Here is a 20,269-nt window from a genome sequence, read left to right on the forward strand (position 1 = left end):
CTTGATCCGCCCGGAATCAGGCCGTTTTCAAGCGGCTTGCAAAGAGTTTTTCCGCCAGTTTTTCCAGGATGACATAGCCGACGCAGGCGACTAAAAATAAGTTAAAGGTTGAGACGCCCCACGTCACATACAGGCCAACGTAGCCGCCGAGCAGACTGGCAAAAATCGCGGGCCAGCCGCTAAAAATAGCCACACGCTCAGAAAAGAGACGCGGCTGCGTTGGGGCACACGTTCAAGTGGATAATCATTGATTTGCATAAAGAAACATTCCGTATTAAATAAATTCCATCCCTTTCTTCATCAAACGGGCAGGGATAGCGTTTTCCAGATTGTGAGCGATACAATATTCTTCAAATTGCTTCAATGAATGGACATCAGCTTTCTGATATATTGTATATACCCGATTTTCAATTATTTTTGTGCTGACGTTAAAGATATTAGCGATCTCCTTGGCTGCATACCGTTGCAGCATCAGAAAGATAATATCCAGCTCGGACGGCGCAAATAATTTATGTTCCGTATCGGTCGTCAGTACGCCAGGCTTTTTGTGATTAATAAACTTCAGCGGCGTCAGCGTATCCAAAGGTCTTGTTCATATAAATGTTTCTGGAATCAAGGTCTTCAATACCCCAGGGCTCGTTCAGATGCTCCATCATGGTAATAAAGCTCCGAAAAGCGCTGAATTTCGCATTAACGGGCGGCATAGCTTTTTCCGTATTATCAGAACATTTTCTGTAAATAGAACCGCGTATGTTTGCCCAGGTAGCCTTCCATGCTGCCATAGACGCTGTAGCCCAGTTTCTCGTAAAAGCCTTTCGCCTGGAAATCAAAGGTATCCACATAGGCCATGCGGCAACCGCGATTTCTGGCGACCTCTTCCGCTTTTATCATCAGCTCCCGGCCCTTACCCTGTCCGCGTGCGGCTTCACCAACCCAGAGATACTGCACTTCTAAGCCCTGCCACCACGTCCGCGCCACCAGGCCGCCGAGGATCTGGTTTTGCTCGTCCCGCAGCGTAAGGAAAAGCGGTGTAATATCCACTTCGTCAAACTGGCTGTTATGTTTCCATAAATTATCAATAACGAACTCTTCATCATGCAAAGAAGGATTATCCGTGACAACGATTTTCATTATTTCTCCCGTCGTAAATTAACGTCCAGTCCGCAGCTAATAACATTTTTTACGATAGTAATTCGAGAGTATTTTCTACCGTGTTATTGAATGCGTGTTCGTCTTTATTATACGGAAATAAATTAAAAAAATAAGCAGTCATTTTATTTTTAGTCAATGCCGACACCAGGGAAACCATTACACTGTGCAACTAATAATATTGCATTTAAACTGACATAAAATTAAAAAGTAACGTCTTTTCGGAAATAACAAACGCCTTTTGAAATACCACGGTAAAAATAGCGAGAGGACTAAAAATAAAGCAAAAAAAACGGCCAGTTTGCTGGCCGTTTTCGATCGTAAAGTCGCTTATTTCACTTCAGTCAGCTTCTCAACATCGGCATTGCCCTGATGCTCAGGCACCGTCTTGCGCACTTTCGCCACATCGCTGGCGCTGACCTGCTGCTTCGCACTGTTACCCCAGCTGCTGCGGATAAAGTTCACCACGTCAGCGACCTGCTGGTCGTTCAGACGCCAGCCGAAGGCCGGCATGGTGATGCTGGAAGGCGCACCCTTCACGCCCGGCAGCGTGGCACCGCTGAGCACGATATGGATCAGCGAGGTTGGGTCTTCTGCCTGCACCACCGCGTTACCGCGCAGTTCCGGGAAGAAGCGCTTATAGCCGCTGCCGTCGGTTTTATGGCAGGCAGCACAGCTGTCGACGTACACCGAGGCACCTGGCTTGCTGTCATCGCCTTTCCACAGGGCTTTCGCCACCGCGTCATCAGGCTTGAAGCCTACCTGATTCGGATCGCGCGCGCCCAGCGACTTCAGATAACGGGCAATCGCCTTGGCATCTTCCGGGCTGAGGTGCTGCAGGCTGTGCTCGACCACGTCGGTCATGCCACCGAATACGGCGGTCTGGTCGTTGCGGCCAGTACGCAGGAACTGTACCAGATCGTCTTCACTCCAGCGGCCCAGGCCGTCACGGTTATCGCCACGCAGGTTGCTGGCGGTCCAGCCATCAATCGGCGCGCTGCTGCCGGACAGATAGTCACTGCCTTCGCTGTCGTTGAGGGCTTTTTCCTGCATGGTCAGGCTGCGCGGCGTATGGCAGGCACCGCAGTGGCCGAGGCCCTCAACCAGATACTGACCGCGTGCCAGCACCGCATCCTGACCTTTGATTGGCTGGAAGGCCTTCACGTCCGGCGCAAACATGCCGCGCCAGATGGCCAGCGGCCAGCGCATCGACAGCGGCCACGGAATGTCGCTGTCCTGATTGGCCTGCGCAACCGGCTGCACGCCATGCATAAAGTAGGCATACAGCGCCTGCATATCCTCATCGCTGACCACCGCGTAAGACGGATACGGCATCGCCGGATAGAGCGTATCGCCGTTCTTAGCCACGCCATGACGCACCGCTTTCTGGAAATCGTCGTAGCTGTAATCACCAATACCGGTTTGCTTATCCGGCGTGATGTTGGTGGAGTAAATATTGCCGATTGGCGTCGCCATCGACAGGCCACCGGCGAACGGCTGGCCGCCCGCTTTGGTGTGGCAGGCCACGCAGTCACCGGCGCGCGCCAGGTATTCACCGCGTTGGATCTGCGCCGCGCCGGAGTCGTCCGCCAGCGCGGCAAAGCTTGCCATGCCCAGTAACAGGGCCGGGATCATCATCTTCATCGGGTTGTCCTTATGCCTGCACCAACGGACCTGGATTTTTCAGGTACTGTTCACGAATCGCTTTAGCTGACCAGTAGGTCAGGGCTGCCACCATGCCGGTTGGGTTGTAACCCAAACCTTGTGGGAAGGCAGAAGCGCCGGGGACAAACACGTTCGGGACATCCCAGCTCTGCAGATAACGGTTCACCGCACTGGTTTTTGGATCTTCACCCATGATCGCGCCGCCGTTCATATGGGTTGTCTGATAAACGGTGGTGTCAAAGTGCGTGCCGGCCGCTTTCGGTGAACCGCTGATCAGTTTCGGGTTCATTGCTTCGGCAATTTTGTGCATTTTGCCGTGCATAAACTGCGACATCTTGATGTCGTTGTCCTGCCAGTCGAAGGTCATACGCAGCAGCGGCTGGCCAAAGGCATCCTTGTAGTTTGGATCCAGGTCCAGATAGTTGTTGCGATAGGACTGGTGAGCCCCGTGCGCATCCATCGACACGTGATGGGTGTAGTGATCGGCCACCGCAGCTTTCCACTTGCTGCCCCAGTTTGGCGTGCCCGGCGGCGTTGGCAGACCGGAGATAGGCTTCACGCCCGCCTGGTTAACCCACATTGGCGAGCCGCCAACAAAGCCGTATTTGGCGTGGTCAAAGTTATCGGCATTGAAATCATCCAGACCCACGCCCGCGCCGCCCGCACCAATAAAGTTATTGGTGAACACGTCCTTATCGAAGAACGCTTTGATGGTGGAGATGTTCTGGTAAGCAAAGTTACGGCCCACGGTCCCTTCGTTAGTGACCGGATCGTAAGGCTTACCAATGCCGGACAGCAGCATCAGGTGCACATTGTGGAACTGGAAAGCAGAGAGGATCACCAGATCGGCAGGCTGCTCAATCTGACGGCCTAATGCATCGACATAGGTGACGCCGGTGGCGCGCTTTTTATCGGCGGTCAGGTTGACGCGCAGCACGTTGGCATTTTCACGCAGCTCGAACTTCGCTTCCTGACGCAGCGCCGGCAGGATATTGACGTTTGGCGAGGCCTTGGAATACATGTAGCAGGCATAGCCGCTGCAATAACCGCAGAAGTTGCACGGCCCCATCTGCGCGCCATAGGTATTGGTATACGGGCCGGAGGTGTTGGCCGACGGCAGATCGTACGGGTGATAGCCGATGGATTCTGCTGCCTGGGCAAACATCTGCGCCGAGAAGGTGCGCTTCTGGGCCGGCAGCGGGAATTTATCGGAGCGGTCTGGCGCAAACGGATTGCCCTTGCCCTGACCAATCACCTTGCCTTTTACGCTCCATTCAGAGCCTGAGGTACCAAATACTTTCTCCGCTTTGTCGAAGAACGGTTCCAACTCGTCATAGGTGACGCCGTAATCCTGAATGGTCATGCCTTCAGGAATGAAGTTCTTGCCGTAACGCTCTTCGTAATGGCTGCGCATACGCAGTTCCATCGGGTCGACGCGGAAGTGCACGCCTGACCAGTGCAGGCCCGCGCCGCCGGTGCCGGTGCCCGGTAAAAATGCCGCCAGCTGACGATAAGGCTGTGCGGTTTGCGCCGAATTGTGGCGGATGGTGACGGTGCTTTTCGACAGATCCTGGAACAGCTTTTTACGGATGTTATAGGTCAGCTCATCAATCACCTGCGGATAGGCGCCGTCCGGATAGGTATCGCGATGCGGGCCGCGTTCCAGTGCGACCACGTTCAGACCGGCTTCGGTCAGCTCTTTGGCCATGATCGATCCTGCCCAGCCGAAGCCGACGATCACCGCATCTACTTTCTTCATTTCGTTTGCCATGGTTATGCTCTTTCCCCACGAATCGATACCGGTGGGAACGGATAACGCTCGCCACGCTCAACCCAGTCCATAAAGTCAGCACGCGCGCCGGGGAAGTTAATTAGCGTCCAGCCGACCATGCCCTGATTGCCGCCGTGGATCGGATCGCTGAAGAACCCTTCACGGGTGTTCTGCAGCAGGAAAGAGAAGAAGACTTTGGCCGGAACCTGTTTGAACTCGACGCTGCCCGCTTCGAACGCCTGCAGCAGCGCATCCTGCTGATCCGCGCTCAGTTTGGCGAAGACCTTGCCATGCTGCGCTTTGGCCACCGCATCGGCATCTTCCAGCCCTAAACGATAAATCTGGCGGGGCACCAGCGGATACTGATAACCCAGCGCTTTGTCGGCATCCGGGTGGAAAGGTCCCTGCATATACCAGTTGGAACCGATGGCATACGGCGTGTTCATCTGGCGATCGATATATTCCGCCACGCCCGCTTCCAGCGCGCCAGGTCCACGATCGTCGGCCGGGATCAGGCGCGCGCAGGCGGCCTGCACAAAGGCATATTCTTCGGGGGTGAACCAGGTCGGTTGGTAATCACGGGCTTGTTGTGGACCGGATGGCGCGGATTCTTTTGCGGCGGCCGGAGCAGCGGCGGTCAGCGCGCCAATTCCGGTACTGCCGATCGCCATGGCCGGAGCCAGGGTGATGGTTTTCAGCAGAAAGTCCCGGCGGGAGCTTCCTGTGGTTTCTTTCGACATGACATTGCCTTAATAACTTGCGCCTGGTGCTTCGGCTTAGGATTCATGGTTGCTTGCAGTATTTTTTTTATCGGGCACATAACCAGGTTACCGAATCAATGTTACCGGTAACAATGCCATAGAGTTTAACAGGTCTTTTAGCAAAGATTTAGCGCAGGGAAACAAAATGGCACAAATTCATTAACAAGATTTGCATCTGAATATACAAAACCTGACATAAACCCTTAGGATGGAGGATCTGAGTACCGCAAGAACGAGGATTAAAAAGCAATGAGTGAAGTTTCTTCGCCAGGGACGATGCCGTCTGAACCTGCATTCAATAACAATAAGCTTTCCGAACGTATCGATGCACTGCCGGCCTCAGCCGGACTATGGCGCTTTATCGCCCTGCTCTCACTGGGTGGGTTTTTCGAGCTGTACGACCTGTTTCAGACCGGCTATATCAGCGCCGGTCTGGTAGCGGAAAATATTTTCCATGTCGGCAGCCAGGGCGTGTTTGGCATCTCCGATCAGGCCGCCTTTGCCTCTTCCACCTTCCTGGGTTTATTCCTTGGCGCCAGCCTGCTGGCTCCCTATGCCGACCGCTTTGGCCGTCGCATCACCTTTATGTGCGCGCTGGCCTGGTACGGCTGTTTTTCGCTGATCATGGCCTTCCAGAACCAGGCTGAGGGGATCATTTTCTTCCGCTTCCTGGTCGGCGTCGGGCTGGGCATCGAACTGGTGACCATCGATACCTATCTGACCGAATCGGTGCCGAGCTACCTGCGCAGCAAGGCGTTTGCCTTCGCCTTTTTTGTGCAGTTTCTGTCGGTGCCGGCGGTTGCGCTGATGTCATGGTGGCTGGTGCCGCAAACGATCCTCGGCCTGACCGGCTGGCGCTGGGTGGTGATTGCCGGGGCGTTATGCTCGCTGGTGATCTGGTTTATCCGTAAAAATCTGCCGGAGTCCCCGCGCTGGCTGGCGCAGCAGGGCCGCCATCTGGAGGCGCATAAAGGCGTGACGGCGATGGAAATCCGCTGTGGTAAAGCCAGTACCGAACCGGCGGCAGATAAGATCGAAACCGGTAGCATCATTGAAAAGAAAGGCCGCTTCCGCGATATCTGGCGTCCTGAATACCGTCAGCGCACGCTGATGCTGGTGGTGATGAATATCTTCCAGGCGATCGGCTTTTTCGGCTTCGGCAACTGGCTACCCGCCCTGCTGTCCGGCAAAGGCGCGAGTATCACCCACAGCCTGCTGTACGCCTTTTTCATTACCCTCGCCTATCCGCTGGGGTCGCTGATTTGCAGCCGTTATGCCGACCGGATTGAGAACAAATGGCAGATCGTGCTCGCTTCGTTGATGACGGTGGTCTTCGGCACGCTGTTTGCGCTGCAAACTAACCCGGTGTTGCTGATCGTCTGCGGCTTCTGCATTACCTATTCCAACGCCTGGCTGACCTACAGCTATCACGCCTATCAGACCGAGGTGTTCCCAACCTTTATTCGCGCGCGCGCCGTCGGGTTCTGCTACTCGTTCAGCCGTCTTTCCACGGTGTTCAGCAGCATTATCATCGGCATGATTTTGCAGGTGGCTGGGGCGCAGGGCGTGATTGCCTTTATCGTGGTCAGTATGGTGATTGTGATGCTGGTGATTGGGATTTTCGGTCCAAAGACGCGCGGGCTGGATCCGGAGCGGGTCTAAAACCCCGCCCGGTATTGCCTGCATGCGCAGGCAATACCGGCGGCAGGCTTACTTTTCTGCCGGGGACCCGTGTTCGGGATGCCGGTCCGGCATGACGGGGATCGGCACCGCTGCGTCAGCCATCGCGAGGCGGATTCCGGCTGAGTCTTCCGTGAAGCGTTCTGGCGGATTGAACATTTTAAGCCGCGTTTCGGCCGGCTGCGGTCGCCCGAAGAAATAGCCCTGGAACAGCGTACAGCCTTCACTTTTCAGCTGTTCAAACTGCTCATTGCTCTCCACCCCTTCTGCCGTAATTTGGATATCCAGGCTACGGCTCATGCCGGTAATGGCGCGAATAATCGCCAGCGCTTCCCGGCTGTCCTTCATATCGTTGATAAACGACTTATCAATTTTGATTTTGTCGAACGGGAAGGATCGCAGATAGCTGAGCGACGAATAGCCGGTGCCGAAATCATCCAGCGCAATGCGCACGCCCAACGCCTTCAGCTTCTGCAAGGTGCGGATATTCACCAGCGTGTTGTCGAGCAGCACCGACTCGGTAATCTCCACTTCCAGCCTGCCCGGCTCCAGCCCGGACTCTTTCAGCGCTGCTTCCACCACCGACACCAGCGAGCTGTTTTTAAATTGCAGCGGCGACAGGTTAACCGCCACGCTCTGGTGCGCCGGCCACTTGGCGGCCTCGCGGCAGGCTTCATACAGGGCATAAGCGCCCAGGCTGTGGATTAACCCCGTTTCTTCGGCAATCGGGATAAAGTCCATCGGCATGATCAGCCCTTTTTCCGGGTGATGCCAGCGCATCAGCGCTTCGTAGCCGATGATTTCGCGACCGTGATTGTTGGTAATCGGCTGATAGTAGAGCCGCAGATGCTTATGGGTGATGGCATCGCGCAGGTCATTTTCAATCATCCGACGCAGATTGGCGGCTTCGCCCATTTCTACCGAGAAGTGTTCAAAGCGGTTACGACCGTTGCGCTTGGCTTCATACAGCGCCATATCGGCACAACGCAGCAGCTGCTCCGGCGTCGCCAGCTCGCGGCCGCCAATCGCGATGCCGATACTCAGACCGACCGAGAGGTTATGACCATCGACATTAAACGGCAGTTTGGTCACGTCAATCAGCCGGTGCGCAATCGCGTCAGCTTCCTGCTGATGGGTCAGGCCGGGCAGCACAATCGAGAATTCGTCGCCGCCATTACGCGCCAACGTATCGACATCACGCAGCACCCCACGCAAGCGGCTGGCTACCGCGCGTAGCAAATCGTCGCCGACCTGATGGCCAAGCGCATCGTTGACGTTTTTAAAGTTATCGAGATCCAGCCCCAGCGTGGCGGTCAGTTTTCCGGCCTCGCGATCGGCACGCAGCGCCTCATTCAGCCGCTGGCTGAACAGCACGCGGTTCGGCAGGCTGGTGAGGTTATCGTGATGGGCCATATGATGAATACGCGCATCGGCGGCACGCTGATCGGTGACGTCATCAGCAATCAGCAGCACGTAGTTGGTGCGCGCGTCGTTGCCGCGAATAATCGACGCCGAGGCGGAGATAATCCGCTCGCCGCCACGGGTATTTAACAGCTGTTCGTTTTTATGCAGCCCTTCGAAGCGCTGCGCGGCGGTGGAAAGCTGGGTGAAATAGTCGCCCATTTCAGAAGTCAGGCATTCCACCAGCTTTTTGCCGCTCATCTGTTGCCGAGTCAGCCCCAGCAGCTGTTCGGCCTTGTTGTTCATCAGCAGGATTTCGCGCGAAACCACATCTTCCACAATCACCGAAGAGGGAATATTGGCGATGATAGTGTCGAGGAATTTCGACAGCGATGCCGTCCTGGCGCTGTTCTGCTCGGCCAGATCCTTCGCCCGTAAAATCTGCTGCTCGTATTCCCGCACTTCGGTACAGTCGCGGGTGATTTTGGCGTAGCCAATCAGCTGACCACTGTCGTTATGGATCGCGTCGATCACCACATGGGCCCAGAACGCGCTGCCATCTTTGCGGTAGCGCCAGCCCTCGTCGTCAAAGCGACCGGTGGTTTCAGCCAGTTTCAGGTTGGTTTCAGGCAGCCGCGCCAGGCGATCCTGCGCGCTGTAGAAACAGGAGAAGTGCTTACCGACAATTTCGTCGGCGGTGTAGCCCTTGGCCCGCCGCGCACCGGCGTTCCAGTTCACCACCAGGCCATTCGGATCCAGCATGTAGATGGCGTAGTCAGTCACGCTTTCCACCAGCAGGCGGAACACCTGCTCCCTTTCACGCTGCTCGACCAGCAGACGCTGTTGTTCAGTGCAGTCGCGGGTGATTTTGGCGTAGCCGATCAGCTTGCCGTCGTCGTCGTGGACCGCATCAATCACCACGTGGGCAAAGAAAGCGCTGCCGTCTTTGCGGTAGCGATAGCCCTGCTCTTCAAAGCGTCCGGTGCGGTGCGCGGTCCGCAGGTTGGCTTCCGGCACTTTCGCCAGTCGATCCTGGGTGCTGTAAAACACCGAGAAGTGTTTTCCGACGATCTCTTCGGCGGTATAGCCTTTTGACCGGGTGGCACCGGCATTCCAGTTCACCACATTGCCTTCGGCATCCAGCATATAGATGGCGTAATCTTTGACGCCATCCACCAGCAGGCGGAATTTTTCTTCGTGCGCACGCTGCCCGGCCTGGGCGGCCTTTTGTTCGGTGCAGTCGCGGGTAATTTTGGCAAAACCAATCAGCGTGCCGTCTTCCGCGCGCACGGCATCAATGATCACATGCGCCCAGAAGGCGCTGCCGTCTTTGCGGTAGCGCCAGCCTTCCACTTCATAGCGACCGGTGCGGGTGGCGGTTTCCAGCCCATGCTGCGGCAACCCTTTTGCGCGGTCCTGTTCGCTGTAAAACAGCGAGAAGTTTTTCCCGACAATTTCGTCCGGCAGATAGCCTTTGGTGCGCTGTGCGCCGGCATTCCAGTTGGCGACGGTGCCATCCGGCTTGAGCATATAAATTGCGTAATCCACTACGCTCTGTACCAATAAGCGGTACATCACATCGCTATTTTCTGTCATGGTCTTTTCGCCTGGTTGCTGAAGGTCTGGAGGGGTATTTGCCTGTCCAGACTCCTGGCTTTCAAGTGCGTCAGGGCTTGACGCTAATGGGCTTAACGCTGCCTTTTATCAGCAGGCCGTCTGTTTTTTCTAAGAATGTTCTCAATAGCTATAAACTGAAAAGCGCTGTCAATTCAAGCGATTTCAGATGAATGTCAGAGGTTGTTTTCTGTTTATCGGCATTGTTTAAAAAACATTCAGCGTTTATTTAGGGCTGACACTTTCGGAAACAACCGCGATAAGATTGTTCACAGCAAAAAGCGTTATAAAAAAAGAGCACATTATTTGGAGTCATTATGTTCAAATCATTTTTTCCCCGACCGGGGCTGTTTTTTGGAAGTGTCGTGCTCTGGAGTGCCCTGGCCATTCTGTTGTGGTTTGCGGGTGCCAGTACCTGGATGACTCACTTTTCGGCCTTAGCAGGCAACGCGCAGGAACCGTTACCAAATAACGCACTGCGCTTTATCGCCCCCAGCGCACTGGCTTTTTATCTCTACTATCTGCTGGTGGTAGCGATATTTTATGCCTTCTGGGCCATCGTCAGTCCGCATCCGTGGCAGCGATGGTCGATTCTGGGTTCGGCGCTGATTATCTTCGCCACCTGGTTTTCGGTGCAGGTCAGCGTGGCGGTGAATGCCTGGTACGAGCCTTTCTATGATTTAATTCAAAAGGCGATGTCGCACCCTAATACCATCAAGATCGAAGCATTTTACCTACAGCTTCAGGGATTTTTAAGTATTGCGATGATTGCAGTGGTGGTCGGCGTGCTGAATATGTTCTTTGTCAGCCATTACATCTTCCGCTGGCGCACGGCGATGAACAATTACTATATGGATCACTGGCCGGAACTGCGGGGTATTGAGGGTGCGGCTCAGCGTGTGCAGGAAGACACCATGCGCTTCTCTTCCACGCTGGAAGATATGGGCACCAGCTTTATCAATTCGATCATGCTGCTGATTGCCTTCTTACCGGTGCTGGTTGCGCTGTCGGTCCACGTCAAAACCATCCCGATTCTCGGCAGCATTCCCTATTCGCTGGTGATTGCCGCGCTGCTGTGGTCCGTACTGGGAACCGGGCTGTTGGCGGTTATCGGGATTAAGCTGCCGGGTCTGGAGTTCAGGAATCAGCGGGTTGAAGCCGCGTACCGTAAAGAGCTGGTGTACGGCGAAGACGATCCGCACCGCGCCCGTCCACCGACCGTGCGCGAGCTGTTCTCCAACGTGCGTCGCAACTACTTCCGCCTGTACTTCCACTATCTGTACTTCAATATTGCACGCATTCTGTATCTGCAGCTTGATGCGGTATTCAGTCTGTTTGTCCTGTTCCCGTCGATCATCACCGGTGCCATCACCCTCGGGTTGCTGACGCAGATCACCAACGTTTTCGATCAGGTTCGCGGTTCATTCCAGTATCTGATTAACTCCTGGACCACATTGGTCGAGCTGTTATCAATCTATAAACGTCTGCGCAGCTTCGAGCGCACGCTGGATAATCTGCCCGACCCTCAGGACGTCACCGTCGAGTAATTCCACAGTGCGCGATAGCCAGGTGTCTGCCGCAGGGATGCGGGACAGATTTGGCATTTTGGAAGTCGTCTGGATGTTTCGGTGGCAAGGTCAGGGAGAGAGGGGTGTCGCCTGATCTTATCGGGCAACACACTTCAAAACCCACTCAGCAGCAGCCTTTGACCTGTGTGACCACCAGCCCAACCCAAAACTCAAAAGCTAATGGGTGTCGGCATGGAGCGCGGTAGCCGGGTGTCTGCCGCAGGGAAGCGGCAGCCAAGCCTCCAGGGAAGGATTTACGGCGTCCCGGATACCGCGCTCTATGCTGACGCCGTACCACTAAAGCCGATTTTGACCTGTGCGGCCCCAATACCACCAACAACTCAGAAGCTTTAGGGTGACGGCACAAAGCGCGATAGTCAGGTGCCTACCGCAGGGATGTGGGACAGATTTTGCGTTTTGGACGTCGTCTGGATGTTTCGGTGGCAAGGTCAGGGAGAGAGGGGTGAACGCAAAGACGCCGTGAACCCATCCCTGGGGGCTCAGCGGCGACATCCCTGTCGCCGATGCTTTGCTTATCACCCCTCTCTCCCTTCCCCAAAGCTTCGGTGTTGCCTGATCTTATGGGGCAACACACTTCAAAACCCACTCAGCAGCAGCCTTTGACCTGTGTGACCACCAGCTCAACCCAAAACTCAAAAGCTAGTGGGTGGCGGCATGGAGCGCGGTAGCCGGGTGTCTGCCGCAGGGATGCGGCAGCCAAGCCTCCAGGGAAGGATTTACGGCGTCCCGGATACCGCGCTCTATGCTGACGCCGTACCACTAAAGCCGATTTTGACCTCAAGCCCGCAAGTCCTTGACCTACCCCTAAACCCCTTAAGCCTTACCGCCCTTAGCCAACGTCGCAAACACCTGCTCGACGGCATAAGCGCCTGGGTCTTTCACCCCGTTCAGACTGTCCTTGTTCAAATACGATGAACGCCCGGCTTTGGCTGAACTCATCTTCGCGGTGCTGTCCGCGCCCTTCTTCGCCGCGGCAGCCACCTTCTTCAAATCCTTACCGGCAACCAACGCTGCAAAGGCCGGATGCAACGCATCGATCATCGTGCGATGACCCGGCTGCGCGCCGCCGTAATGCTGCATTCTGTCCAGTCCCCAACTCAGCGCCTTCGCTAACGGCTCGCCCTCTTCCAGCTTTTGTCCTGCGGCGGTAAACATAATCGACATCAATACCCCGCTGGAGCCCCCCATCACCACCGCCAACTGCTCACCGACATAGGTCAGCAGACTGGACAGATCGTCTAATGGCAATGCCTTCGCCTTCAAGTCCTTCAACACCTTGCCCGCGCCGGCCGCAAAAGTTGAACCGGTGTCACCATCACCGACCTTCGCATCCAGCTGATTCAGCTCACTCTCTAGGTCAATCAACGTGCTGGAAATGGCCTTCACCACCGCTGCAACGCTGGCATTCTCCGAAGGTTTCACCTTCTGCTGCGACGCGACTTTTTTACCCTTGATCACCTTCGGCGCCTTCACCTTCACCGCCGACTGCCAGCCGCTGGCTTCCACTGGCGCCAACAACGCTTCCTCCAACGAGGGCGTCAATACCAGTGTCGAAAGGGAAAAGCCCTTCATATCCAACGCACTGACCAACGTTGCCGGACCGACCAACTGCTTAACCGTTTTCCCCAGATCCGTTTTCAACACCTCGCGGGTTAACACCGCCATCTCCAGCGCCGAAAAACCGCCAAGATTGTTCACTAACAACGCCACCTTCTTACCATCCGGATTGTGCTTCGCCAGCTTCTCCACCAACACGCTGACGATCTCCTCGCTGTTCTGCGTCTTCAGCGTCGATGCGCCCGGTTCGCCATGAATGCCCATGCCCAACTCGCTCTGCCCTTCCTTGACCCGATCATCACGCTTCTCACCAGGCACATGGCAGGTGGAAAATGCCAGCCCAATACTCGCCGTGGCCGCAATCGCTTTATTCGCCAGCGCCGTCACGTCTTTTAAGGATTTGCCATGCTCTGCCGCATAACCCGCCACCTTATGCACCAACGCCGTTCCCGCAATGCCGCGCGGCTGCGGGTTATCCGGCAAGGCGATATCATCGGTCACCATCACCAAATCGACCTTGAAGCCCAGCTTCTTCGCCTTCTCCGCCGCCAGACCAAAATTGAGCCGATCGCCGGTGTAGTTTTTGACGATCAGCAAACAGCCTTTATTACCGGTTACGTTAACAATGGCGCTTAACACTGCGTCAACGCTGGGTGAGGCAAAAATATCGCCGCAAACGGCTGCGGTCAGCATCCCTTTGCCGACAAAACCGACGTGAGCCGGCTCATGACCGGAACCCCCGCCGGAAATCAACGCCACGCGCGACTTATCCCAGTCATTCCGCACCACCACCCGGATATCCGGCCCCACGTCCAGCTGACTGATATTGTGGAAACCACTGCTAATCAGGGCACCTTCGATGGCTTCATTGACCAGGCCGCTCTTCTGATTCATAAAAAACTGACTCATGACGCTACTCTCTCTGATGATGTGAATGATGAAGGGGAAAACGAGCTAAGTGTCTAACTGTAGCTGAATTATTTTTTGTGATTGGGCAAAATGAGTCAGTAACGGGTTGCAGTAATAAAGCCAATTTCCAGAAAACCTGGCGGCAATACCAAAATAGTTATTACTGACTCCACTAATTATTAATTCTTTGTATAACTCCCTCAGCAGAATAATGTTCTACTGACGTTTCAAAAAACCTGATACATGCTGTTACAATCAGTTAGTTTTTTTCAATATCAATTACAACCGATTGATATAGAGCAGTTTTATGATTACGCACAGCCAAAAGAAAATGTTTCACATTCTGAAAAAGATCAGGAGAGTGTTGTTTTTGTCACATATCACCGTAAAGCTTGCTGCAATTTCTTGCGAAATAGCTTAAAAATATGGCGGATTTCCAGGAACAGCTTGTGGCAGAGATTGTTTTCCTATAAAAAATAAGCCAGCGGAATTTTATATAACCAACAATTAATACCGCTGACAGCAAATCCCTTGGGTTCAACACGCCAATTCCAGGGCGTTCAGAAGGCAGACCGCAAGGTCTGCTTTTTTTTCATTTGTCACTTTTTCCACACTGATTGTCAGCTTTCCGCCAGTCTCTGCCGCGACCTGCGGTCATGATGCTTCTCCCTTTCAGGAGACTCATCATGCTGTTATCCCCCACAGAAAAATACCGCACTTCCCCGGTGCTGGCACTGCCCGACCGTCAGTGGCCGGGCAAGATCTTAACCCGGCCACCACGCTGGTTATCCACCGATCTCCACGACGGTAATCAGGCGCTGGCCGAGCCGATGGACAGCCAGCGCAAAATGCTGTTCTGGAACCTGCTGCTGCAGTGCGGTTTCACCGAAATTGAAGTGGCGTTCCCCTCGGCGTCACAGACGGACTTTGCCTTTGTCCGTGAGCTGATCGAAGGGGATCATATCCCCGAAAACGTCACCATTCAGGTGCTGACTCAGGCCCGCAGTGACTTGATCGACCGCACCGTTGCCGCCCTTGAAGGCGCACACCGCGCCACTTTGCATCTGTATAACGCCACCGCACCGGTGTTCCGTAAGCTGGTGTTCCGCCAAAGCCGGGAAGAGATCGTCGCGCTGGCGGTCAACGCCACCCGACAAATTCGCCAGCGCTGCGAAGAGAACCCGACCACCCGGTGGACGTTTGAATACTCGCCGGAAACCTTCTGCTTCACCGAAAGTGACTTTGCGTTGGAGATTTGTGAAGCCGTCGCCGCCGTCTGGCAACCCTGTGCCGAACGCCCGATGATCGTCAACTTACCGGCCACGGTGGAAGTGAATACGCCGAACGTTTATGCCGATCAGATTGAGCACTTCTGCCGCCATTTTTCGGCGCGATCGCAGGTGTGCATCAGCGTGCATCCGCATAACGACCGTGGCACCGGCATTGCCTGTGCCGAGCTGGCGATGCTGGCCGGGGCCGACCGCGTTGAAGGCTGCCTGTTTGGCAACGGCGAACGCACCGGCAATGTCGATCTGGTGACGCTGGCGCTGAACCTCTATAGCCAGGGCATCCCACCGGGTCTCGATTTCAGCCAGATTAAACAGGTGGTGGAAACCGTCGAGCAGTGCAACCAGCTGCCGGTGCATCCCCGCCATCCGTATGCCGGTGAACTGGTGTTTACCGCTTTTTCCGGATCGCATCAGGATGCGATTAAAAAAGGCTTCAGCGCCCGTCGGCAGACGCCGGACGCGCAGTGGGAAGTGCCGTATCTGCCCATCGATCCGGCGGATATCGGCTGCAGCTATGAAGCGGTGATCCGCGTCAACAGCCAGTCGGGGAAAAGCGGTGCTGCCTGGATGATTGAGCAAAACCACGGGCTGTTCCTGCCTCGCGCGCTGCAACTGCAGGATTACCGCAGCCAGGGCGAAGGCGGCGAACTGCTGTTACAGGGCGAACTGTGGCAGGGCGAAAAACGCCAGAAACTGGACGGTCGCGGAAAGGGCCTGCTGTCGGCGGCCGTGGCGGCATTGAGCAAGACCTATAACGTCACGCTGTCGATCCAGGATTACCACGAGCATACGCTGGGGCAACACAGTGACAGCCGCTCGGTGACCTATCTGCGCTGCATCCTGCCGGACGGCCAGAGCAGCTGGGGTGTGGGCATCGATGGTGACGTGGCCAGAGCTTCTCTGCAGGCGCTGCTCAACGCCTTCGCTCACTGGACGTCTTTGGCCGGGAAATAGTCGCTGGGCGCCACGCCCATAATCCGCCGGAACATCGCGCTGAAGGCACTGTGGCTTTCGTAACCCATATCCAGCGCCACGCGCAGCACCGAATCACCCGCCGCCAGCCGCGTCAGGGCTTCCATCAGCCTGGCGCGGCGCACCCAGTCACTGAACTGCAAGCCGGTTTCCTGATAAAAACGGCGCGGCAGCGACAGCGAGCTGACGATCAACTCTCTCAGCAACGGCGAAACCTGCACCACCTGACAGCTGACCGGCAAATCCGCGCGGGCGAGCGGGTCGATAAACAGCGTTCTCGCCGCCACCTGGCCGGTGATCTGCAACGCATGCCGCACGCCGGCGGGCATCCAGACGCCGCGCCCCGGCGGCACAATCCAGTGTCCGGCGGCGGTTTCGACCCTGACCACGCCGGTCAGGCTGTGGATCAGCTGTGCGCAGTCGTGGTGATGCATCCGCTCGCGGTCGCCATGCTGATAATCATGGGCAAAGGGGATCAGTGGACGGGTGGAAAATTCGGGGATAAAGGTGGTCGACATGACGGTTACCGGCGGCGGGCTGTGACAGAAACGTATCACGCCACCGGACCGACCGTTAGCGGAAGACGCTGATCGCTTCCACCAGGCGTGTTGCCTGACGCGTCATGCGGCCGGAGGCCTGAGCGCCCTCTTCCACCCGCGCAGCGTTTTGATGGGTGATGTTATCCAGGTCTTCCACCGCCAGGCTGACTTCGCTGAGCGCGGTGGCCTGCTCGGAGGTCGCCGCGCTGATCTGCGCAATCAGTGAGGTGACGTTCTGGACCTGGCTGACGATGTTTTCCATGGTTTTACCGGCATCGTTGACGTGATCGCTGCCCAACCGCACCTTGGTGGCGCTGTTTTCCACCAGATTCTTAATCTCACTGGCGGCGACCGCGCTGCGTTGCGCCAGGCTGCGCACTTCGCCCGCCACCACCGCAAAGCCTTTACCCTGCTCGCCGGCGCGTGCGGCTTCCACCGCGGCGTTCAGCGCCAGAATATTGGTCTGGAAGGCAATGCCGTCGATCACGCTGGTAATGCTGGCGATTTTCTTTGAACTCTCGTCGATTTCGGCCATCATCGTCACCATCTCGTTCATCGCCTTGCCGCCTTTGGTGGCCACATCGCTGGTGCTTTTCGACAGCGTGTTCACCTGACGGGCGGTTTCGGTATTGCTCTGCACCGTCGCGGTCATCTCGTTCATGGTGGCGGCGGTTTGCTGCACGTTGGCGGCGGCCTGCTCGGTGCGGCGGCTCAGTTCGTTGTTGCCGTGGGCGATGGCATCGCTGGCACTCAGCACGTTAATCGCCTGGCCGCTGACGTCATCCACCAGCCAGCGGAACATCAGCCCCAGCTGACCGACCGCCCGCAGCGTCATGCCGACGTCATCAACCCGATCGGTTTCATCCACCTTGTGGCTGGCCCCGGTCGCCACCTTCAGCGCCTGCTGGCACATCCGCTCGATCGGGCGGGAAATCTGCTGCTCCAGCCAGGCCGACGCCAGCATTAACAGCACCGCCATGACGGCGGCAAAGATCGCCAGCGACCGGCCCGGCAAGCCCAGCAGCCAGACACCCAGCAGCGCCAACGGCAGCAAGGCGATCATCGCGCTGCGGATGCGCCAGCGCAGAGACAGAGTTTTAAACAGCGTGGTCCAGCTCAGCAAGCCGGTTCGCACCAGCAGCCCTTTATGGAAGCGCCAGCCTTTACGTTTCCCTTCGCGGAACGCGCGGTAAAGCTTTTCGGTTTCGCGCACTTCCTGCTTGCCGGGTTTGGTGCGAACCGACATAAATCCCTGCACTTTGCCGTCCCGGACGACCGGAATGGCGTTGGCCCGCACCCAATAATGATCGCCATTTTTACGGCGGTTCTTCACCAGCCCGGTCCAGGGTTCGCCCTGCTTGAGGGTCGCCCACATATCGGCAAAGGCTTCAGGCGGCATATCCGGATGGCGCACCATATTGTGCGGCTGGCCGACGATCTCTTCCGGCGAAAATCCGCTGGCCTCAATAAACGCATCGTTGGCATAGGTGATGTGGCTGCTGATGTCGGTGGTGGTCATCAGAGTGGCACGATCGTCAAACACATATTCCTGCTGTGTTACGGGCAAATTTGTACGCATGAATCAACATCCTTGAGGCTGTCGCCAGGATTGGGGTTAGGCAGAAGAGTTATCTTTTTTTATAGTTTCGGCGGGAAATCAGTGAACTTTAGTGACTTAACCTAACTTTTGCGATCCAGGCCAAAAAGCAGACAAAGCCCTTCCGCTGCGTGATTAGTGCAATTTGAACCGGTTCCAGGGCTGGCAATGCCCCTTAAATTGCTAAGCCATTATTATTAAGGCGGGTTTTAGTGTATTGCAGATATATCTTAGGAGAAGGGATAGAAAGGGCTGAGATCGCCCAGCTTTTATTCGTACCTGACTGCCGATATAAGATGCTGCAAAGGCTGGCAGCAGGAAAGCCTGCCGCCAGCACCAGCGTTAAATCAAGATGTCGAGGCTAAGGTCTTCATTTTAGTCTCGTAGGCAACCGCCTGTTTAGCATCAAACTGGTTCTCCCACTTGGCAATAACCAGCACCGCCAGCGCATTACCGACCACGTTCAGTGCGGTACGCGCCATATCCATGATACGGTCAACACCGGCGATAAAGGCCAGTCCTTCCAGTGGGATACCGACGCTACCCAGCGTGGCCAACAGCACCACAAAAGAGACGCCCGGTACGCCAGCAATGCCCTTCGAGGTCACCATCAGCGTCAGGACCAGCAAGATTTCCTGACCAATCGACAGGTCAATGCCGTACAGCTGGGCGATAAAGATCGCCGCAATGCTCTGGTATAACGTCGAGCCATCGAGGTTAAACGAGTAGCCGGTCGGCACCACAAAACTGGTGATGGATTTTGGCGCGCCGTAGGCTTCCATCTTCTCCATGATGCGCGGCAGCACGGTTTCGGAACTGGAAGTGGAGTAGGCCAGGATCAGCTCATCTTTCAGGATGCGCATCAGCGTGGTAATCCGCAGGCCACAGAGTCGGGCCACCGCGCCCAGCACCACAAAGGCGAAGAACAGGATGGCGGCGTACACCAGGATCACCAGCTTCGCCAGCGGCCACAGGGAGGCGAAACCAAAGTTAGCGATGGTCACCGAGATCAGCGCAAACACGCCAATCGGCGCATAACGCATGATCATGTGCGTGACCTTAAACATCGCTTCCGAGGTCGAGCGGAACACCTTCAACAGCGGGTCGCGGTGTTCAGACGGTAGCGAGGAGAGCCCCAGCCCGAACAGCACCGAGAAGAAGATGATCGGCAGCATGTCGCCCTTGGCGATCGCGGCAAAAATATTCTGCGGGATCAACGACAGGATGGTGTTGACCAGGCTGTGCGCCCCGCTCTGCACCTGTGCCGTGGTCGCTTCATATTTAGAGATGTCCACCGTTGCCAGCGTCGACATATCAATGCCGTAGCCAGGTTTAAACACATTCGCCAGGGTAATCCCTACCACGATGGCAATGGTGGTAATCACTTCGAAATAGACGATGGTTTTCACGCCAATGCGTCCGAGTTTTTTTGCATCACCGACGCCGGCAATACCGACAATCAGCGTAGAGATGACGATCGGCACGACAATCATTTTGATCAGGTGAATAAAGATGTCACCGGCCGGGCTGAGAATGTTGGTGATTAACCATTCACGTTCGGATGGCTGATTATGCAATATAGCGCCGACGATGATCCCCAGTACTAACGCCGTCACTATTTGCCAGGCAAGGCTGAATTTTACTTTCATAACTTGTCTTTTTCCTTAACAAAACCCGGTCTCCGCGCGCAGTTGGCGGAATGAATCACTCTCAAGGGGAGTAGGCCGAAGTCGGCTAATTCGCGGATAATGGATGGTTGAAACCTGAATTTCAGGC

Annotated in this window: 14 protein-coding genes; 3 read left to right on the forward strand and 11 right to left on the reverse strand. The window is 55.8% G+C overall.

Going from position 1 to position 20,269, the window contains the following annotated elements; all coding sequences use genetic code 11:
- Positions 1 to 16: 16 nt before the first annotated feature.
- The 6 genes from AC1UKS_RS20300 to AC1UKS_RS20325 form a co-directional block, all read right to left on the reverse strand.
- Entirely contained in the window at positions 17 to 193 is a 177-nt protein-coding gene (locus AC1UKS_RS20300) for a hypothetical protein (protein ID WP_482435032.1), read from the reverse strand.
- A gap of 81 nt (positions 194 to 274) precedes the next feature.
- Entirely contained in the window at positions 275 to 583 is a 309-nt protein-coding gene (locus AC1UKS_RS20305) for a helix-turn-helix transcriptional regulator (protein WP_482435033.1), read from the reverse strand.
- 137 nt (positions 584 to 720) lie between these two features.
- Positions 721 to 1,131 carry a GNAT family N-acetyltransferase gene (locus tag AC1UKS_RS20310; protein ID WP_265909807.1) on the reverse strand — a complete coding sequence of 137 codons (411 nt, stop codon included), beginning with the start codon at positions 1,129 to 1,131 and terminating at the stop codon, positions 721 to 723.
- A 348-nt stretch (positions 1,132 to 1,479) separates the two neighbouring features.
- Positions 1,480 to 2,793, reverse strand: coding sequence for a c-type cytochrome (locus AC1UKS_RS20315; protein ID WP_482435034.1), 1,314 nt, complete (start codon positions 2,791 to 2,793; stop codon positions 1,480 to 1,482).
- 10 nt (positions 2,794 to 2,803) lie between these two features.
- The gene (locus AC1UKS_RS20320; RefSeq protein WP_013200413.1) at positions 2,804 to 4,585 is read right to left on the reverse strand and encodes a GMC family oxidoreductase; all 1,782 of its coding nucleotides are present in this window, start codon (positions 4,583 to 4,585) and stop codon (positions 2,804 to 2,806) included.
- Positions 4,586 to 4,587: 2 nt separating this feature from the next.
- Positions 4,588 to 5,325: a gluconate 2-dehydrogenase subunit 3 family protein gene (locus AC1UKS_RS20325; RefSeq protein WP_482435035.1), complete on the reverse strand. Its 738-nt coding sequence runs from the start codon at positions 5,323 to 5,325 to the stop codon at positions 4,588 to 4,590.
- 270 nt (positions 5,326 to 5,595) lie between these two features.
- Here AC1UKS_RS20325 and AC1UKS_RS20330 point away from each other — a divergent pair, with 270 nt between their 5' ends.
- Positions 5,596 to 7,008 (forward strand): MFS transporter, encoded by a 1,413-nt coding sequence (locus AC1UKS_RS20330; RefSeq protein ID WP_482435036.1) that lies wholly within the window; start codon positions 5,596 to 5,598, stop codon positions 7,006 to 7,008.
- A gap of 48 nt (positions 7,009 to 7,056) precedes the next feature.
- Here AC1UKS_RS20330 and AC1UKS_RS20335 read toward each other — a convergent pair whose 3' ends face one another.
- Positions 7,057 to 10,023 carry an EAL domain-containing protein gene (locus AC1UKS_RS20335; RefSeq protein ID WP_482435037.1) on the reverse strand — a complete coding sequence of 989 codons (2,967 nt, stop codon included), beginning with the start codon at positions 10,021 to 10,023 and terminating at the stop codon, positions 7,057 to 7,059.
- A 335-nt stretch (positions 10,024 to 10,358) separates the two neighbouring features.
- Here AC1UKS_RS20335 and sbmA point away from each other — a divergent pair, with 335 nt between their 5' ends.
- Positions 10,359 to 11,588 carry a peptide antibiotic transporter SbmA gene (gene sbmA, locus AC1UKS_RS20340; RefSeq protein WP_265909802.1) on the forward strand — a complete coding sequence of 410 codons (1,230 nt, stop codon included), beginning with the start codon at positions 10,359 to 10,361 and terminating at the stop codon, positions 11,586 to 11,588.
- 855 nt (positions 11,589 to 12,443) lie between these two features.
- Here the strand turns inward: sbmA and AC1UKS_RS20345 are convergent.
- The gene (locus tag AC1UKS_RS20345) at positions 12,444 to 14,096 is read right to left on the reverse strand and encodes a dihydroxyacetone kinase subunit DhaK (RefSeq protein WP_482435039.1); all 1,653 of its coding nucleotides are present in this window, start codon (positions 14,094 to 14,096) and stop codon (positions 12,444 to 12,446) included.
- Positions 14,097 to 14,782: 686 nt separating this feature from the next.
- Between AC1UKS_RS20345 and AC1UKS_RS20350 the strand changes: the two genes are divergently transcribed.
- Positions 14,783 to 16,339, forward strand: a complete 1,557-nt coding sequence (locus AC1UKS_RS20350; protein WP_482435040.1) for a 2-isopropylmalate synthase — start codon at positions 14,783 to 14,785, stop codon at positions 16,337 to 16,339.
- On the opposite strand, the gene AC1UKS_RS20355 is transcribed toward AC1UKS_RS20350, so the two are convergent.
- The 3 genes from AC1UKS_RS20355 to gltP all read right to left on the reverse strand — a co-directional run bounded on the left by AC1UKS_RS20355 (position 16,312) and on the right by gltP (position 20,142).
- Entirely contained in the window at positions 16,312 to 16,875 is a 564-nt protein-coding gene (locus tag AC1UKS_RS20355; protein WP_482435041.1) for an AraC family transcriptional regulator, read from the reverse strand. The two genes, AC1UKS_RS20350 and AC1UKS_RS20355, sit on opposite strands and share 28 nt — an antisense overlap.
- Positions 16,876 to 16,930: 55 nt before the next feature.
- On the reverse strand, positions 16,931 to 18,475 hold the full coding sequence (locus tag AC1UKS_RS20360) for a methyl-accepting chemotaxis protein (protein ID WP_482435042.1): 1,545 nt from the start codon (positions 18,473 to 18,475) through the stop codon (positions 16,931 to 16,933).
- A 365-nt stretch (positions 18,476 to 18,840) separates the two neighbouring features.
- Positions 18,841 to 20,142 carry a glutamate/aspartate:proton symporter GltP gene (gene gltP, locus AC1UKS_RS20365; RefSeq protein WP_482435043.1) on the reverse strand — a complete coding sequence of 434 codons (1,302 nt, stop codon included), beginning with the start codon at positions 20,140 to 20,142 and terminating at the stop codon, positions 18,841 to 18,843.
- Positions 20,143 to 20,269 lie beyond the last annotated feature (127 nt).

Source organism: Erwinia sp. AK-PDG3-5, assembly GCF_056821705.1.